Genomic DNA, 14,842 nt, shown 5'->3' on the forward strand with positions numbered 1-14,842 from the left:
ACGGCATGCTACATATGTGATTCCGGTGTATTCGGGCCTCTGCGCATTGCTTTCGATCACAATGAGCTTGGCCGCGAGCCGTCTTGTTCGTTGAGCCACGGGGCCGTTCGAATGCGTTCGTCAGAACTCCGGCTCGGATTCTCGCTAGTTTGCTGACGTGTCATCGAGAGCAATCGACGGCGACCTCGAGGGCCGTGCAGATGGCGCGCATCCGGATGTCGGCGAGGCGGCCAAGCCGATTCACCAATACCGCGACCGAGACACTTTCGACTGAGTCCAAATTCACCGCGGAACGGCGCGGGATCGGGTCGGAACCGGGTTCAAGAACAACCTCACTGGCTAGCCCTCGGATGGTCGTGGTGCAGGGCGCGACAAGTGCGCGTCGCAGCCGAGGGATCGCGGCATCGCGCGACAGCACGACGACTGGTCGCCGACCGATCTCAGCCATCTCACACCACCACACCTCTCCGCGCGCCGGAAGTGCGGTCACGAGTCTCCAGCCGCCCGCCGCCACGACGCTAGATCGCCCCACTCGTCGGGCTCATCGACCGGGTGCTTGTCGTAGGCCGCATAGCTGGCATCCACCTCGGCCGATCGATGACGAGCCAGTAATGCCGCAAGGGCCTCATCGATGAGGGCTGCGTCAGTGATTCCTGCCCGCATGTCGCGCGCACTTGTCAAGAGTGCGGCGTCGACAGTAGTGCTCAGCCGTATGCGATTCATGCCACTACTATGCCACACTCCGGGGCGTGGATCCGCCTGATCGGACGCAACGTGCTCGATACGGGCGAAACATTGGTCGCTGGACGAATTGATGAGGTCTACCGCGCAGCGCAACGTCACCTGCAACCGGGCCGTCTTCACGGTGCGGGTTCCGTGTCGATGAACGACGCTGCGGCACAACACTTTTTGTACTTGTGCCCCGAGCCGCACCAGCACTGTTGGTTGCGGCCCGGTGGCCAGGCCATCACATCGTGGTCACCGTGTGCTGTCAGGTACGCGGCATACTCGGCGCGGGCCTCCGGCGAGTCCGGCTCCTGACCCTGTTCGGCGCACCAGGCAGCGAAGGGTGCCACGCGCATCGCGGCGACCGCCAGTCCTGGGAAACCAGCCTCGGCGAATTCGACCAGCTTTTGCTGCATCCTCCGGCAGTACAGCGGGTGCGCCACCGGCCCGTCCGGACCGGTCACCAGGTCGCTGCCGGCGAAGTCTGGCCACAGGTCGAGCGCCCGCTCGTAGTCACCGGCAGGCAGCCACGCCAATGACACCGCGGTGATCGGTTCGGCGGATTCCGCCGCGGGTGTCTCATCGACGGGAGGCACCCGGCTGGCTCCGTTGTCACTCATGGTCCAACATCCTGTCGCATCACCACCGCACGCGGCATATGATGCTCGAAGTCGCGGTGGTGCGGCCTTATCGCCATGAGCGAAATCTTCTGTATCACTGATCATTCCGAGCCTATGACGGCCCGGTTCTTGTCAGTGGTGCTTCGTAGAATCCGAGGCATGAGGTCGGACACGCGCGAGGAGATCTCCGCGGCGTTGGATGCCTACCACGCCTCGTTGTCGCGGGTGCTCGATCTCAAGTGCGATGCGTTGACCACCCCGGAATTGCTGGCCTGTTTGCAGCGACTCGAGGTCGAACGGCGCCGCCAGGGCGCCGCCGAGCACGCCTTGATCAACCAACTCGCTGGGCAAGCCTGCGAGGAAGAGCTCGGCGGGACGCTGCGCACGGCGTTGGCCAACCGGCTACACATCACTCCCGGTGAGGCCAGCCGCCGCATCGCCGAAGCCGAAGACCTCGGTGAGCGCCGCGCCCTGACCGGTGAACCGCTGCCAGCGCAGTTGACCGCGACCGCGGCCGCTCAACGTGAGGGCAAGATCGGCCGAGAACACATTAAGGAGATCCAGGCCTTCTTCAAGGAGTTGTCCGCCGCGGTGGATCTGGGTATCCGCGAGGCCGCCGAGGCCCAGCTGGCCGAACTGGCCACCAGTCGGCGTCCCGATCACCTGCATGGCCTGGCCACGCAGCTGATGGACTGGCTGCACCCCGACGGCAACTTTTCCGACCAGGAGCGTGCCCGCAAGCGCGGCATCACGATGGGTAAGCAGGAATTTGACGGGATGTCACGTATCAGCGGTCTGCTGACCCCGGAGTTGCGGGCTACCATCGAGGCGGTGTTGGCCAAACTGGCCGCACCGGGGGCGTGCAACCCCGATGACCAGACCCCGGTGGTGGATGACACACCGGATGCGGACGCGGTGCGCCGCGACACCCGCAGCCAAGCCCAACGACACCATGACGGTTTACTGGCCGGGCTGCGGGGCCTGTTGGCCTCCGGTGAGCTGGGCCAACACAAGGGGCTGCCGGTAACGATCGTGGTGAGCACCACGCTAAAGGAGCTGGAAGCCGCCACCGGCAAGGGGGTAACCGGTGGTGGTTCGCGGGTGCCGATGTCGGACCTTATCCGGATGGCGAGCAACGCGCACCACTATCTGGCATTGTTTGACGGCGCTAAGCCGTTGGCGTTGTATCACACCAAGCGGTTAGCTTCCCCGGCGCAGCGAATCATGTTGTACGCCAAGGATCGTGGCTGCTCCAGGCCGGGTTGCGACGCCCCGGCCTACCACAGTGAGGTCCACCACGTAACGCCGTGGACAACCACCCACCGTACCGACATCAACGACCTCACACTGGCCTGCGGCCCCGACAATCGCCTTGTCGAAAAAGGCTGGAAAACCCGCAAGAACGCCAAAGGCGACACTGAATGGCTACCGCCGGCCCACTTGGACCATGGCCAACCACGCATCAATCGATACCACCACCCCGAGAAAATCCTGTGCGAACCCGACGACGACGAACCACATTGACACCCAATGACCGTGGCATTGCCGGTCACGTCGCAACCAAGTACTGCGACCGTAGCCGCGCTCAAGGCTCGGGGTAGACGAGCGCGGAGAGAGGCACGTTGCCGAGCTGCCTGCCGACGACGAGTATCCCAATATCGTGCTCACCCATAGCGTTTCAGCGGGCAACCAACGATTGCCGGCCAGCGAATCTCGGTGGCGGTAGCCAGCATGAAGGACGCAGATGACCTCGCCGACTACGGGCTGAGCATAGAGCAGGTGCGTGCAGCCGTCGACTCGCATGTGGACGTGGACCATTCTGTCTCAGCGCTGTGACCGCACGGTAGAGTTCGCCATCGTGGCTGACGATGACGTCACCGGTCAGGATGGCTCCGGCGACGGCACCGATCCGCGCACCATGCTGGGCCGGTTTGCCAACCAGCACAACGAATGGGTGCGCCTGAGCGTGCGCCACGTGCTCGATGCGGGCGAAGCATTGGATGCCGGACAGATTGATTAGGTCTACCGCCACTTTCGGCAGGAAAAGGCACTGGACACACGCCACCGAGCCGGCCGTACCACCGTTGACACTCGGCATCAGCAACCCGGAAACAGCCGAACCCCTGATCATCTGGCCGACCTCGCCCCTGGCCGCACCGCGACCATCGGGCTGCGGGATTCCAGCTGCCTGCGCGTGGACCGCTACAACGACCAGGCGTCCGGGCGAGCGCTCATCGAGATCCGGTTGTGCAACGAACGTGCCACGCCGATGCCAATCCCGATCGGGCTGTGGATGTTTCAGACCAAGCTCCACGTCAACGCCGGCGGCGCTGACGTGTTCCTGCCGGTCTGCGACGTGCTGGAGCAAGACCTCGCCGAGCGCGACGAGGAGGTGCGCCAGCTGAACCTGCAGTACCGCAACCGGTTGGAGTATGCGATCGGGCGGACTTGCTCGGCGGCCTGGTCGGTGAACGGCTCGCGGCGCCCGTCGGCAGTGTGGACCACCTGGCTGCCGGTCGCCGAAACACCCCACACCCGGGCCCGGTCGGTGGAGAACGCGCTGTTGTCCATGGACAGTCGCGGAGGGGTTACGTAGCGGACTGGCGTCGTTCGTCGCGGGATATGGAAGCTGGTTTCAGGGTCAGGCGGCTGTCGCGGCCGAGCTGCCCGAGCACCTGCACCCGACCGCCGACGAGAGGCTGGCTCATGTTGCGGCCGAAAAGGAAGCGCTGCGCTGCTTCCAGTTCATGAACCAGGTGATGCGCGATCACCGTAAAAGCTTGTCAGAGGTGCAGTGAACACTGTTTCCATGACCAAGAGCAACGGGCACTGTTGAGACACAGCGCGTCGCCAACGGGCGCTGCCTGTGGCCGAACATCGTAAATCAAGCATATTCGTCAACAGATATCATCAATGTCGGCGCCGGACTATTCAAATCATCGATATACTGGTGGCCTGGTCCTTCGCCATCGATCAATGGCGATAGCTTATCGAGGATTTCTACCAACTTCGTGTCATCGAAGCGCCATACAACGGTTTGCGATCCCAGTTCCATATCCGCAGTTCCGCTTTCTCGAACTATCCGTTGCTGTACACCATCTATGTCGAAAGTTGCCTGACCACTCTCATGGGCCGATCGCACGGCGTACTGGAAAATGCGAAGCCCATCCCGGTCTGCGGCCGCCAGAACCACGTCACCGAAGTAGTTATCCGGCTTGATACGGAAAACGGTCATTCTGGTCCAATCACTTGTGAGTCGGAAGGTCCCCGATGGGAATATTCTGCCACCTGGCGGTCGGCGAATCGTGGGGGTTGTAATCCCAATGCGGATAGCGGTAATTGTCTCCCGGAAAATATCGCCACTCGCCGCCGTTCTCGTCCCAGAGGCTTTCGCCGCCGCGAGCCTGTTGGCTAGGACGACTGGGCGGTCCAACCGTTAGGTTGCTCTCGGCGGGCGGGCTGACACCGGGCGGAGGTAAGCCTTCGTTCGGTTGTGGTCCAGCGGGGTCGGGAGCAGGAGGGGGTTCGCCTTCGACCGGCACGCCCAATTCGCCTAACCGGGCTCTGATTGCGGCTTGTCTTTCAAGGAGAGAACCCTTGTCCGCGATGCACGCGTCGTAGGCTGCCTGCTCGTTGGGCAGAACGAAGGTGCGTCCGCATCGGGCGTTGTACCGAGCGATGTCAGCGTTGACGGCGTCCCAGGCTGCGCGTGCCTGTGCGGCTGTCATGTCTTTCGGGTCGCCCGGCATCGGTGAGGGTGGATCTTGTTTCCAGCTGCGGTCGACCGCGTGGATTTGCGGTTTCTCGTTGTGGGGCACCGGTGTCGGTAGCGACGGTGCGATTGGGGGTTCGTGGAAGCCGACGGTGTTAAGGGGTGCGGTAGCGGTGGCTATTTTGGCGGCCACTTCGTGTTCGACTCCGATGAGTTGTGTCGCGCGTTGGCGGATATCCCCGGCCAATGCTTGTGCTTGGGCCTGGCGAGCTGCTTGTTCGGCGGCGGTGCGGCTGGTTCGGGTGTCGGTGACCGAGAGGTCCTCTTCGACGTTGAAGCCCGCGTTGTGGGCATCTTGAACGGCATAGATGACCCTGCGCTGGGCTGCGCCGATGGTTCCGGCGCCTTCACGGGCAAGCCCACTCGCTTGGCGCAAATGCTCGGCTATGCCACTGACTATCTGTAGGTCAGCGCCGGTTCGCTGTCGCAGCCCATCACCGCCTGCGCCTTCCCACGCGATGAAGTGGGATCGGTTACGCATCTCTAGGAACACGTCCTCCCACTGATCGGCGACCTTCGTCCAGTAGTAGGCCGCCTCGATGAGATGTTCGGTGTCCCAGGCGTGGATATGCGACAGGGTCGGCAGCAATTACACCAGCCTTAAGTGCGGCACGGTCGCCATCTCGGTCGCTGCGGCCGCCTCGTTGTTGGCATACTCCGCCGCGGCCGCCTCGACCGCACTGGCCGTGGCGTGTGTCCGGGCGGTAAACGCCGCCACGGCAAGACCAACCGCTGCGTGGGCACCGCCCACAGCCGCCGTGGTGGGTTGGAACGGCTGCCCCAGCGGAGGTGGTGCAAGGACGCTGAGTTCAGTGCTTCGCCCGCTCCATTGGCTGGCCGTAGCCGCTACCTGTTGGATATTGACCCGCAGCTCACCGGCTTTCATCCTCGGAAAGTTTAATAGCGAGCTACAGGGTGGCAACTCATCGCAGGTCGAGCCAACTACTGCCGGGCCGGGTGACCGCAGCTCGTGCTGAGGCAGCACCGAGGCTGGCTGACTCAAGCAGTCTCGGCGTATGCCAGCCTGATCGCGAACACGGGAGTCAACCGGGGCAACCGCCGTCCGCCGCGACAACCTCGATCCGATATCAATTAAGCGATATCGTCATCTCCGATGGAGCAGATCGTGATCCGCAACCTTCCCGAGGGGACCAAGGCGGCACTACGGGTCCGTGCTGCACGTCATCACCACTCCGTCGAAGCGGAAGCCCGCGCGATCCTCACCGCGGGATTGTTGGGCGAAGAAGTCCCCATGCCGGTACTGCTGGCCGCCGACAGTGGCCATGACATCGACTTCGAGCCCGAACGTCTCGGCCTGATCGCCCGCACCCCGCAACTGTGACCTACGTCCTGGACACCAACGTGGTGTCCGCTTTGCGCGTGCCGGGACGCCACCCCGCCGTGGCGGCGTGGGCGGACTCGGTGCAAGTCGCCGAACAGTTCGTTGTGGCGATAACGCTGGCCGAGATTGAGCGAGGCGTGATCGCCAAGGAACGCACCGACCCGACCCAGAGTGAGCACCTACGGCGCTGGTTCGACGACAAGGTGCTGCGCATATTCGTGTTCGCCCGCCGGGGCACAAACCTCATCATGCAGCCCCTAGCTGGGCATATAGGTTACAGCCTATATTCTGGTATAAGCTGGTTTTAGACGAAAAGGACCCCACCTCGGGGTCTGATGGCCAGGAGCAGGGTCGTGTGCATTGGGGATGCAGGTTGCGACTGTACACCCGGCGTGTTCCGCGCGACAGCGGGTGGGATGCCGGTGCTGGTGGTCATCGAGTCTGGGACAGGAGGTGATCAGATGGCTCGTAAAGCTACGTCCCCGGGTAAGCCGGCTCCGACGTCGGGACAGTATCGCCCGGTTGGCGGTGGCAACGAGGTGACCGTTCCGAAGGGACACCGTCTGCCTCCCTCGCCCAAGCCCGGTCAGAAGTGGGTGAACGTCGATCCGACGAAGAACAAGAGCGGCCGCGGCTGAGCTTGTGCCGTCGGGATGGGTGTCGCACCGTCTCGGCGGGTCGCCCAAGTGCATAAGTGCTTTGTCGCTGCCCTCCGGTACCGTCGGAGCCCCGTCCAAGCCGGACAACGACGCCACTCGAGGCAGGACAAGACCAACTGTGCCGCCCCCTGATCCACGCGCCATAGGTACCTGGAAGTTCTTCCGGGCATCTGTGGATGGCCGGCCGGTATTCAAGAAGGAGTTCGACAAGCTTCCTGATCAGGCCCGGGCCGCGCTGATCGTGCTAATGCAGCGGTATCTCGTCGGCGACCTCGCCGCAGGGAGCATCAAACCGATTCGTGGCGACATTCTGGAGTTGCGATGGCATGAGGCGAACAACCACTTCCGGGTACTGTTCTTCCGCTGGGGCCAGCATCCCGTAGCGCTGACAGCGTTCTACAAGAACCAGCAGAAGACTCCCAAGACGAAGATCGAGACGGCCCTGGACCGGCAGAAAATCTGGAAAAGAGCCTTCGGCGACACCCCACCGATCTGAACAACGCCCAACCACTGTTACGAGGCTAGGAGAGCACAACCATGAGCATTGACTTCCCTTTGGGTGACGACCTCGCCGGCTATATTGCCGAGGCGATTGCGGCTGATCCCAGCTTCAAAGGCACTCTCGAAGACGCCGAGGAGGCACGCAGGCTGGTCGATGCGCTGATTGCGCTGCGCAAGCACTGCCAGCTGAGCCAGGTTGAGGTTGCTAAGCGTATGGGGGTGCGCCAGCCCACCGTGAGCGGTTTCGAGAAGGAACCCAGCGACCCCAAACTGTCTACGCTGCAACGTTATGCCCGTGCATTGGACGCCCGGCTGCGGCTGGTGCTCGAAGTTCCCACGCTTCGCGAAGTGCCTACGTGGCATCGGCTCTCCTCTTATCGGGGCTCCGCACGGGACCACCAGGTCCGGGTGGGTGCAGACAAGGAAATCCTGATGCAGACGAACTGGGCCCGCCACATTTCGGTTCGGCAGGTTGAGGTGGCATGACTGACCGAACCGACGCCGACGACCTTGACCTGCAACGCGTTGGCGCGCGGCTGGCAGCCCGCGCACAGATCCGCGATATCCGGCTGCTGCGCACTCAGGCCGCTGTCCATCGTGCGCCCAAGCCTGCGCAGGGCCTGACCTACGACCTCGAGTTCGAACCCGCTGTGGATGCCGATCCGGCCACTATCTCAGCATTTGTGGTGCGGATTTCTTGCCACCTGCGCATTCAAAACCAGGCGGCAGACGACGACGTCAAGGAAGGCGATACCAAAGACGAGACACAGGACGTAGCCACCGCTGATTTCGAGTTCGCGGCACTGTTCGACTACCACTTGCAAGAAGGTGAAGACGACCCCACCGAAGAAGAACTTACGGCATACGCCGCCACGACCGGGCGGTTCGCGCTTTATCCGTACATCCGCGAATACGTCTACGACCTCACCGGCCGTCTCGCACTGCCACCGTTGACCCTTGAGATATTGTCTCGGCCGATGCCGGTTTCTCCCGGCGCCCAATGGCCGGCAACGAGAGGAACGCCCTGACCAAACGAGGGTGAATCAAGCTGCCCGACGACCATGGTTTCCACACCTACCGCCAGATGCAGCGCTGGACTGTCAGCCCAGCGGCACGGGTCGAGATCCTGGGCCGCTACTGGTGGAGAATCCGCCGCCGTGCCACCGAAGGGGCGAAGGCGAAATCCAAAGGCAAGGCCCGCCGCGGCTCTCAGTTCAAGGTTCTCGAACACGGGTGATGCGGTTCGAGCCCGGGAAGGTGGAGCGTTAGCCGCAGGGGAGGGAATCTTGGCGGGTCGGCCGACAAGAGGTTGAACTTGACTGCGGGACAGCAGTTTACGGCTCTTGTCGCCACGCCTACAGCGGATTCGCATACCGCCGGGGTTCATTGACAACCGGCGGGAGTTCGTTCCGCCGTGTTTCCGAGGTAGGTATCGGCGGGGGTGTATGTCGGTAGGCCTCGGGAATGTCCGACAGGCGCGATGGGAGATCTTCGCGTTGATCACCGCGCCAATGGATGGTGTCGGGATCATCCCCCGGCTGACGGGAAATGCGGCCCGGCCATTCTTCCTCAAGATCGAGTCAGAGGTTCCGGTCGACGTCCATCCGTTGGTGCAGGACTCGCACGACGTCGATGGTGCCTTCGCCAGTCACCCGATAGAACAACGTGTGTGACCCGGCCGAGAGCTTGCGATAGCCGGGGCGAATCTCGTCGCACGCTCGTCCGATCCGCGGGTTTGCCGCAGCACGGTCGATAGCGTGTTGAAGTTCGCGCAGGTACTGCTCGGCCTGATCGACACCCCAACGGTCATAGGTGCAGTCCCAGATCTCTTCCAGATGTGCCTGCGCGGCAGGCGAGAGAAGGTATCGGCTACTCACCGGGCACGCGAGGCGTCAGCCCGCTTACGACCGAGGAATCCGTCGAAGTCGAACGGTGTCGAGCTGCCGCTGCGTTCGCCGGCCTCGAGAGCCTCACGAAGCGCGCGCAGCTGGGTTTCACGGTCCTCGAGCAGTCGCAACGCGGAGCGGATGACTTCACTGGCCGACCGGTAGCGGCCCGCGGCGATCTCGCCGTCGATGAAGGCGCTGTAGTGCTCGTCGAGGACGAAGGACGTGTTCTTACCCACGAACGCACAATACCAATTGTTGGTAGTAGGTGTTAGCCCCTGGGACACCCCAAGCCCCAGCGGCAGAATCTCCTGGGGATCGGCATGGCCGCACCAGGCGCGGCGCGCCCAGACATGTCAGAGGGTGAGGCGACACTGGATGATCGACACCACCGAAGCGGCATATCGGCTGACGTATCAGCCGGACGGCACGTCGATCACCGTCCGGGAGAACCTGGTCGACATCCTGGCGCGTGAGCTGCTCGGCCCGATCCGCGGCCCGCAGGAGGTGTTGCCGTTCAGCCCGCGCTCGCAATACCTGGTCGGGCACCTCGCCCCGGTAAAGCTGACCGGCGCCGCGCTCATCGACGACAACGCGGTCCAGGCCCGTGCCAACGCCGAGGCGCTCGCCGAGGGCGGTGGCGTGCCGGCCTACGCGGCCGACGAAACGCCGACACCGACGACGACGCCCAAGACCGCGCACCCAAGCAGGGCCTGATGATCCCGGCATCAATGGGTTTACGGTTTCAGGTGCCACCCGATCTGGTGTCGTTCACCATCACCGCGTCATGGATAACCTACGAGACCGTCGAGAGCGGGAGGTGACCAAGGCCGGCCGTACGATAGCCAGCGCGATAGCAGTGATCTCGTCCCGGCTTCATCGCGCTTGTCCGGGTGCGACGACCGCCAACGACAGGGCCTCGGCGGCTTCCTTAAGGCGGTTGTCGTAGGTAACCAGCGCGGTCAATGGTGCAACGGATCCGGCGGTTTGAGCAGTGGCTAGGTGTATCGCGTCGAGCGAGCGCAGTGCTGGGTTGGGGTAGGCCGCCGCGGTGGAGCGTATGACCGCGTCGATTTCGAAACGGTCCAGCCTGGCTAGCACGGAGGGCACCGCCGGTAGCCCTTCTGGGGAGACTGCGCGGATGGCTCTGGATAGCTCAACTTCGGTCAAAGCCGATGTGATCCACCGTAGTTCGGTGCGGTCATCGAGCCAATCAGCTAAAGCGTCAGATTCGACCTCGATCCGAATTAGCTTGACCAGCGCCGAGGTTTCCAGGTAGATCACGCGCTAGTACCGCTCCTCGGCGCGCATGCGCTCCAACAGCGTTCCCGAGTCGAGACCGCCGCGCATCGGAATCGTGGGCCGAGGCGCCGGGCCATGCACTCTCGCCGGTTGCACACTGCCGGTGCTGATCAGTGAGTCGAGAGGGCCGGCAGAAGCCGGGATTATTCGGGCGATAACCTTGCCGCGCTCAGTCAGGTTGATCTCTTCACCGCGCTTGACGCGGGCCAGGACCTTGGACGTCTCCTGGTTGAGCGTTCGTATGGACACCTCATTCACACCGATAATGTACTACCTATTTGTTCTACATGCTATGCGCGCAAGAGGTTACCTGCCCCGCTGGTCAGGATCGCCAGCGCCAGGCCACTGATCTCGTCGGCGACTCCGGCGTAGCGCGTGAGATGCCAGGTGCGAGCGACGTCTTCGATGAAGCTAATCGCCGCCGCGACCAGCAGTCGCCCCTGGGCGACACTGGTCGCGGGTACCAGCTTGCCGATGAGGTCGATCCACACGGCCTCGCGGTCGCCCTGATTTCGCAGGTAGCCGTCGCGTACTTCGACAGAGGCGTGCGACAGTTCGGTGACCGACACTGCCACCAGATCCGGAGCGTCCAGGCTGATCCGAACGTGCCCTTCGACCAGGCCGCGCAACCGTTGTGTCGCTTGCTGATTCGCTCGTAGCGCTCGGATGCACTCCAGGCAGCGCCACTCGTCGAGGCGGCGGATGAGCGCGTCCAGGATGGCCTGTTTGGAAGAAAACGAACGGTACAGCCCCGGGCCCGCGATGCCGGCTCCCTTGCCGATTTCGCTGGTGTTGACGGCCGGATAGCCCTGCGCACGGAACAGCCGCGCGCCTGCGGCCAGCAGGGTCTCGTAGCGGGAGAACAGCACGTCGGCCTCGTCGCGCGCGGCATCACCGGCCGGCAGTGGCGGCAATTCGCAGACGGGAGGCGTCCTTGCCGCGGCCATACACGCCTGGTAGAGAAGCTTTTTCAGTTCCTCGCCCGGCAGGCTTAGGCTGTGCCGGCCCAGGCTGGTCAAAGTGCTGGACACCGCCCACGCCCGCAACTCCGAATGCTGTGGACTCAGATCGGGCACCTCCAGCAGCACGCTGTCACGCATGCCGGCGACGATCGCGTTGATGCGGCGCCGGACCGCCGTGCGGTCGTCCTCGTTGAGGTAGCGGGCCTCGCGCTGCCACAGCACCGTCAACGCCCGAGAGGCGACCGCCGCGGCGATCAGGTCTTCCAGATCGGCGTTCAACGGCCGCGGCGTCGGCTCCGTCTCGCCCTCGGTGAGACGACGCGCGCTCTGGTACTGATCCTGGCCGGTTCGGATCGCTTCGGCGAGCAACGCCTGCTTGTTGTCGTAGTGGCGATACAACGCGCGCGCGGTCACCCCGGCCGCCTCGGCAATGTCCTCCAATTTGACCGAATGGAAGCCACGTTCGATGAACAGTCCAACGGCCTGATCCAAAATCTGCTTCTTCCGGTCCTTTGGGCGGCGCCTAACGGGTTGGGCGACGGATGCCATCGGCTCGAACCCCCTTCTTGCGCACCGGAATCACAAATCCTGCTAGCAGCATCGCCTCAGCTTCACCCCGCTCATTCTTCACCTCGAATGCGCCGGTCACCGGGTGCGACACTTACCGGCCGTCGTTCATGGTGACGTTTCGAGGCTGTGCTGCTGCCAAGACCCCAGGAAGTCTCGGACGAGAGACTCGCTAGCCTCCGTGGTATCGGGCATCCCTATCACCCCTGCTCGATCCTCAATATCGGACTAACAAAATACATCATCGCGCCTGTATACGCGATTACATTGCAATTTATCCTTATCACCCTTCTTAGAGTGCATATCAGTAATAGACATATCGCGCTCCTCGCGCCCCAGGAGGCGGTCGACGAATTCGCCGTGCGCAACGACATGAGCCGTCGCTGAGCCTGAAAACCTGCAGACAAAGCGCGAGTGGGGGCTGGCAAAACTACAGGCTCGTTAGCAGCAAGTTGCTTCGACGACCATGGTGGCAACCTCGCCGGTCGCGAAGGCTCTGGTCGGCGGGCCCGAATCGAGGCGGTCAGGATGCGGCATCCGATCACCGCCCGTCGGGCGCGCTGTTGATGCCTGATCGTGGTGCCTCGCCAGCGTGACTCGAGCAACGGCTTGACCGGTGATGCGCCTGTCAGCCGCCAAGGCAGCAGAGCACATCGCCCCGCGCTATAGGATACTAGCAAGATACATCATAGCCAATATATGCCAGTTTGCATTGCTATTTACCGATCAGTTGTCCAAGCAATCGCGTATTGGCTATGGACATCAGCGGTCTCTGCCGCGTACGCTCACCAATGTCACCGATCGTCGACCTGTCCGGGGGGCCAGCGTGCGCCACCTCACCCAACGGCCCAGCATCGAATCCAGCTGGTGCGCCGCGCCATGGTAATCGCGGCCGACAAGGCGGCCGGTCGGGTCGCTGATCCGGTCTTGCGGCCGGTGGGCGCGCTGGGCGATTTCTTCGCGATGACGCTCGACACGTCCGTGTGCATGTTCAAGCCGCCTTTCGCGTGGCGTGAATACCTACTTCAGTGCTGGTTCGTGGCGCGGGTGTCGACGCTGCCTGGGGTGTTGATGACGATCCCATGGGCGGTGATCTCGGGGTTTCTCTTCAACGTCTTGCTGACCGACATCGGTGCCGCGGACTTTTCCGGCACCGGCTGTGCGATCTTCACCGTGAACCAAAGCGCCCCGATCGTCACGGTCTTGGTGGTCGCGGGCGCGGGCGCCACCGCCATGTGCGCCGATCTGGGTGCGCGCACCATCCGTGAGGAACTCGACGCACTGCGGGTGATGGGCATCAACCCGATCCAAGCGCTAGCGGCTCCGCGCGTGCTGGCGGCCACCACGGTGTCGTTGGCGCTGAATTCGGTGGTGACCGCGACGGGGCTGATCGGCGCGTTCTTTTGCTCGGTGTTTCTCATGCACGTCTCGGCGGGGGCATGGGTGACCGGGCTTACCACGCTGACCCACACCGTGGACGTCGTCATTTCGATGATCAAGGCGACGTTGTTCGGGCTGATGGCCGGACTGATCGCCTGCTATAAGGGCATGTCGGTCGGTGGCGGCCCGGCCGGAGTCGGCCGGGCGGTGAACGAAACCGTGGTGTTTGCCTTCATCGTCTTGTTCGTGATCAACATCGTCGTCACCGCGGTCGGCATCCCATTCATGGTGTCCTGAGGTGAACCCATGACGGCAGCGAAAGCCCTTGTAAGCGAATGGAATCGGATGGGATCGCAGATGCGGTTCTTCGTCGGCACGCTGGCCGGGATTCCCGACGCCCTCATGCACTACCGCGGCGAGCTGCTGCGGGTGATCGCGCAAATGGGGTTGGGGACCGGGGTTCTTGCGGTGATCGGTGGAACGGTCGCGATCGTCGGGTTCTTGGCGATGACCACCGGCGCGATCGTGGCCGTGCAGGGCTACAACCAGTTCGCTTCGGTGGGTGTGGAGGCGCTGACCGGCTTCGCGTCGGCCTTCTTCAACACCCGCGAGATTCAGCCCGGAACCGTGATGGTCGCGCTAGCGGCCACCGTCGGTGCCGGTACCACCGCTGCGCTGGGGGCGATGCGGATAAACGAGGAGATCGACGCGCTCGAGGTGATCGGCATCCGCAGCATCAGCTACCTGGCGAGCACCCGGGTGCTGGCCGGAGTGGTCGTGGCCGTCCCTCTGTTCTGTGTGGGACTGATGACGGCCTACCTGGCCGCGCGCGTCGGCACCACCGCCATCTATGGCCAGGGGTCGGGCGTGTACGACCACTACTTCAACACGTTCCTGCGCCCGACCGACGTGCTCTGGTCGTCGGTTGAAGTCGTCGTGGTCGCTCTGATGATCATGCTGGTGTGCACCTATTACGGCTACGCCGCACATGGCGGGCCGGCCGGGGTTGGCGAGGCGGTCGGCCGGGCCGTGCGTGCCTCGATGGTCGTCGCGTCGATCGCAATCCTTGTCATGACGCTGGCCATCTACGGCCAGTCGCCCAACTTTCACCTGGCGACCTAGTGA

At 63.4% G+C, this 14,842-nt stretch carries 25 protein-coding genes and 1 pseudogene; 10 read left to right on the forward strand and 16 right to left on the reverse strand.

All coding sequences use genetic code 11. The annotated features are described in order from the left end of the window. Positions 1-160: 160 nt before the first annotated feature. Genes MCAN_RS10210 through MCAN_RS10220 form a run of 3 tightly spaced genes read right to left on the reverse strand, consistent with a single transcriptional unit; the run spans position 161 to position 1,451 of the window. Positions 161-490, reverse strand: a complete 330-nt coding sequence (locus MCAN_RS10210) for a type II toxin-antitoxin system PemK/MazF family toxin (RefSeq protein WP_003409778.1) — start codon at positions 488-490, stop codon at positions 161-163. After that, positions 487-864: a type II toxin-antitoxin system antitoxin MazE5 gene (gene mazE5, locus MCAN_RS21430; protein WP_003409780.1), complete on the reverse strand. Its 378-nt coding sequence runs from the start codon at positions 862-864 to the stop codon at positions 487-489. The genes MCAN_RS10210 and mazE5 overlap by 4 nt, the downstream gene beginning before the upstream one ends. Beyond that, the gene (locus tag MCAN_RS10220) at positions 861-1,451 is read right to left on the reverse strand and encodes an SEC-C domain-containing protein (protein ID WP_014001024.1); all 591 of its coding nucleotides are present in this window, start codon (positions 1,449-1,451) and stop codon (positions 861-863) included. The genes mazE5 and MCAN_RS10220 overlap by 4 nt, the downstream gene beginning before the upstream one ends. Before the next feature lie 54 nt (positions 1,452-1,505). Here MCAN_RS10220 and MCAN_RS10225 point away from each other — a divergent pair, with 54 nt between their 5' ends. Further along, positions 1,506-2,870, forward strand: coding sequence for an HNH endonuclease signature motif containing protein (locus tag MCAN_RS10225; protein WP_009939438.1), 1,365 nt, complete (start codon positions 1,506-1,508; stop codon positions 2,868-2,870). Positions 2,871-3,024: 154 nt separating this feature from the next. On the opposite strand, the gene MCAN_RS10230 is transcribed toward MCAN_RS10225, so the two are convergent. After that, positions 3,025-3,477: a lipoprotein gene (locus tag MCAN_RS10230; RefSeq protein ID WP_003899095.1), complete on the reverse strand. Its 453-nt coding sequence runs from the start codon at positions 3,475-3,477 to the stop codon at positions 3,025-3,027. Positions 3,478-3,540: 63 nt separating this feature from the next. On the opposite strand from MCAN_RS10230, the gene MCAN_RS10235 reads away from it, so the two are divergent. Then, positions 3,541-3,942, forward strand: a complete 402-nt coding sequence (locus MCAN_RS10235; protein WP_003409869.1) for a hypothetical protein — start codon at positions 3,541-3,543, stop codon at positions 3,940-3,942. Here MCAN_RS10235 and MCAN_RS10240 read toward each other — a convergent pair. The 5 genes and pseudogenes from MCAN_RS10240 to MCAN_RS10255 all read right to left on the reverse strand — a co-directional run bounded on the left by MCAN_RS10240 (position 3,935) and on the right by MCAN_RS10255 (position 6,004). Next, the gene (locus MCAN_RS10240; RefSeq protein ID WP_003409870.1) at positions 3,935-4,117 is read right to left on the reverse strand and encodes a hypothetical protein; all 183 of its coding nucleotides are present in this window, start codon (positions 4,115-4,117) and stop codon (positions 3,935-3,937) included. The genes MCAN_RS10235 and MCAN_RS10240 overlap by 8 nt on opposite strands. Before the next feature lie 113 nt (positions 4,118-4,230). Continuing rightward, positions 4,231-4,581, reverse strand: a complete 351-nt coding sequence (locus MCAN_RS10245; protein WP_003409871.1) for a hypothetical protein — start codon at positions 4,579-4,581, stop codon at positions 4,231-4,233. A 10-nt stretch (positions 4,582-4,591) separates the two neighbouring features. Beyond that, positions 4,592-5,494 (reverse strand): hypothetical protein, encoded by a 903-nt coding sequence (locus MCAN_RS10250; protein ID WP_080603716.1) that lies wholly within the window; start codon positions 5,492-5,494, stop codon positions 4,592-4,594. A gap of 20 nt (positions 5,495-5,514) precedes the next feature. Next, a pseudogene (locus tag MCAN_RS21435) lies at positions 5,515-5,707 on the reverse strand (hypothetical protein). After that, on the reverse strand, positions 5,708-6,004 hold the full coding sequence (locus MCAN_RS10255; protein WP_014001026.1) for a hypothetical protein: 297 nt from the start codon (positions 6,002-6,004) through the stop codon (positions 5,708-5,710). It lies immediately after the preceding pseudogene. Positions 6,005-6,244: 240 nt separating this feature from the next. On the opposite strand from MCAN_RS10255, the gene MCAN_RS10260 reads away from it, so the two are divergent. Further along, complete coding sequence (locus tag MCAN_RS10260) at positions 6,245-6,460, forward strand: FitA-like ribbon-helix-helix domain-containing protein (RefSeq protein WP_003409878.1); 216 nt, start codon at positions 6,245-6,247, stop codon at positions 6,458-6,460. Then, entirely contained in the window at positions 6,457-6,768 is a 312-nt protein-coding gene (locus MCAN_RS10265) for a PIN domain-containing protein (protein WP_003409881.1), read from the forward strand. The genes MCAN_RS10260 and MCAN_RS10265 overlap by 4 nt, the downstream gene beginning before the upstream one ends. Here MCAN_RS10265 and MCAN_RS22805 read toward each other — a convergent pair. After that, complete coding sequence (locus MCAN_RS22805; RefSeq protein WP_014001027.1) at positions 6,742-7,263, reverse strand: hypothetical protein; 522 nt, start codon at positions 7,261-7,263, stop codon at positions 6,742-6,744. The two genes, MCAN_RS10265 and MCAN_RS22805, sit on opposite strands and share 27 nt — an antisense overlap. On the opposite strand from MCAN_RS22805, the gene higB reads away from it, so the two are divergent. From higB to secBL, 3 genes are read left to right on the forward strand one after another with little or no spacing between them, the layout of a single operon-like run. After that, entirely contained in the window at positions 7,238-7,615 is a 378-nt protein-coding gene (gene higB / locus MCAN_RS10275) for a type II toxin-antitoxin system toxin HigB (RefSeq protein WP_162138899.1), read from the forward strand. The two genes, MCAN_RS22805 and higB, sit on opposite strands and share 26 nt — an antisense overlap. A gap of 41 nt (positions 7,616-7,656) precedes the next feature. Then, positions 7,657-8,106 carry a type II toxin-antitoxin system antitoxin HigA gene (gene higA / locus MCAN_RS10280; RefSeq protein WP_003409886.1) on the forward strand — a complete coding sequence of 150 codons (450 nt, stop codon included), beginning with the start codon at positions 7,657-7,659 and terminating at the stop codon, positions 8,104-8,106. Further along, on the forward strand, positions 8,103-8,648 hold the full coding sequence (secBL, locus tag MCAN_RS10285) for a SecB-like chaperone SecBL (protein WP_003409891.1): 546 nt from the start codon (positions 8,103-8,105) through the stop codon (positions 8,646-8,648). The genes higA and secBL overlap by 4 nt, the downstream gene beginning before the upstream one ends. Here secBL and MCAN_RS10290 read toward each other — a convergent pair. From MCAN_RS10290 to MCAN_RS10300, 3 genes are read right to left on the reverse strand one after another with little or no spacing between them, the layout of a single operon-like run. Next, complete coding sequence (locus MCAN_RS10290; protein WP_014001029.1) at positions 8,537-9,151, reverse strand: hypothetical protein; 615 nt, start codon at positions 9,149-9,151, stop codon at positions 8,537-8,539. The two genes, secBL and MCAN_RS10290, sit on opposite strands and share 112 nt — an antisense overlap. 49 nt (positions 9,152-9,200) lie before the next feature. Next, a complete protein-coding gene (locus MCAN_RS10295) occupies positions 9,201-9,497 on the reverse strand; it encodes a type II toxin-antitoxin system RelE/ParE family toxin (RefSeq protein WP_003409896.1) in 297 nt (98 codons plus the stop codon). After that, complete coding sequence (locus MCAN_RS10300) at positions 9,494-9,745, reverse strand: type II toxin-antitoxin system ParD family antitoxin (RefSeq protein WP_014001030.1); 252 nt, start codon at positions 9,743-9,745, stop codon at positions 9,494-9,496. The genes MCAN_RS10295 and MCAN_RS10300 overlap by 4 nt, the downstream gene beginning before the upstream one ends. On the opposite strand from MCAN_RS10300, the gene MCAN_RS10305 reads away from it, so the two are divergent. After that, a complete protein-coding gene (locus MCAN_RS10305) occupies positions 9,732-10,223 on the forward strand; it encodes a hypothetical protein (protein WP_014001031.1) in 492 nt (163 codons plus the stop codon). The two genes, MCAN_RS10300 and MCAN_RS10305, sit on opposite strands and share 14 nt — an antisense overlap. 159 nt (positions 10,224-10,382) lie before the next feature. On the opposite strand, the gene MCAN_RS10310 is transcribed toward MCAN_RS10305, so the two are convergent. The 3 genes from MCAN_RS10310 to mce3R are packed head-to-tail and all read right to left on the reverse strand — an operon-like array spanning position 10,383 to position 12,319. Next, positions 10,383-10,790, reverse strand: coding sequence for a type II toxin-antitoxin system VapC family toxin (locus MCAN_RS10310; RefSeq protein ID WP_003409913.1), 408 nt, complete (start codon positions 10,788-10,790; stop codon positions 10,383-10,385). Positions 10,791-10,793: 3 nt separating this feature from the next. Beyond that, on the reverse strand, positions 10,794-11,066 hold the full coding sequence (locus MCAN_RS10315; RefSeq protein WP_003899100.1) for a type II toxin-antitoxin system Phd/YefM family antitoxin: 273 nt from the start codon (positions 11,064-11,066) through the stop codon (positions 10,794-10,796). Between the two features lie 32 nt (positions 11,067-11,098). Then, on the reverse strand, positions 11,099-12,319 hold the full coding sequence (mce3R, locus tag MCAN_RS10320) for a TetR family transcriptional regulator Mce3R (protein WP_014001032.1): 1,221 nt from the start codon (positions 12,317-12,319) through the stop codon (positions 11,099-11,101). 897 nt (positions 12,320-13,216) lie between these two features. Here mce3R and MCAN_RS10330 point away from each other — a divergent pair. Both MCAN_RS10330 and MCAN_RS10335 read left to right on the forward strand, forming a co-directional pair. Then, positions 13,217-14,014: an MlaE family ABC transporter permease gene (locus tag MCAN_RS10330; protein WP_014001033.1), complete on the forward strand. Its 798-nt coding sequence runs from the start codon at positions 13,217-13,219 to the stop codon at positions 14,012-14,014. Between the two features lie 9 nt (positions 14,015-14,023). Continuing rightward, entirely contained in the window at positions 14,024-14,839 is an 816-nt protein-coding gene (locus MCAN_RS10335) for an ABC transporter permease (protein ID WP_003899102.1), read from the forward strand. The last annotated feature ends 3 nt before the right edge of the window (positions 14,840-14,842 follow it).

The sequence above is a fragment of the Mycobacterium canetti CIPT 140010059 genome (assembly GCF_000253375.1).
Classification (GTDB): Bacteria; Actinomycetota; Actinomycetes; order Mycobacteriales; family Mycobacteriaceae; genus Mycobacterium; species Mycobacterium tuberculosis.

Coding starts and splice junctions, on each gene's coding strand:
- MCAN_RS10220 (WP_014001024.1), bottom strand. CDS start 1,451: ATGATCAGTGATACAGAAGATTTCGCTCATGGCGATAAGGCCGCACCA.
- MCAN_RS10225 (WP_009939438.1), top strand. CDS start 1,506: ATGAGGTCGGACACGCGCGAGGAGATCTCCGCGGCGTTGGATGCCTAC.
- MCAN_RS10230 (WP_003899095.1), bottom strand. CDS start 3,477: ATGATCAGGGGTTCGGCTGTTTCCGGGTTGCTGATGCCGAGTGTCAAC.
- MCAN_RS10245 (WP_003409871.1), bottom strand. CDS start 4,581: ATGACCGTTTTCCGTATCAAGCCGGATAACTACTTCGGTGACGTGGTT.
- MCAN_RS10255 (WP_014001026.1), bottom strand. CDS start 6,004: ATGAAAGCCGGTGAGCTGCGGGTCAATATCCAACAGGTAGCGGCTACG.
- MCAN_RS22805 (WP_014001027.1), bottom strand. CDS start 7,263: ATGGCGCGTGGATCAGGGGGCGGCACAGTTGGTCTTGTCCTGCCTCGA.
- higA (WP_003409886.1), top strand. CDS start 7,657: ATGAGCATTGACTTCCCTTTGGGTGACGACCTCGCCGGCTATATTGCC.
- secBL (WP_003409891.1), top strand. CDS start 8,103: ATGACTGACCGAACCGACGCCGACGACCTTGACCTGCAACGCGTTGGC.
- MCAN_RS10290 (WP_014001029.1), bottom strand. CDS start 9,151: ATGATCCCGACACCATCCATTGGCGCGGTGATCAACGCGAAGATCTCC.
- mce3R (WP_014001032.1), bottom strand. CDS start 12,319: ATGGCATCCGTCGCCCAACCCGTTAGGCGCCGCCCAAAGGACCGGAAG.
- MCAN_RS10330 (WP_014001033.1), top strand. CDS start 13,217: ATGGTAATCGCGGCCGACAAGGCGGCCGGTCGGGTCGCTGATCCGGTC.
- MCAN_RS10335 (WP_003899102.1), top strand. CDS start 14,024: ATGACGGCAGCGAAAGCCCTTGTAAGCGAATGGAATCGGATGGGATCG.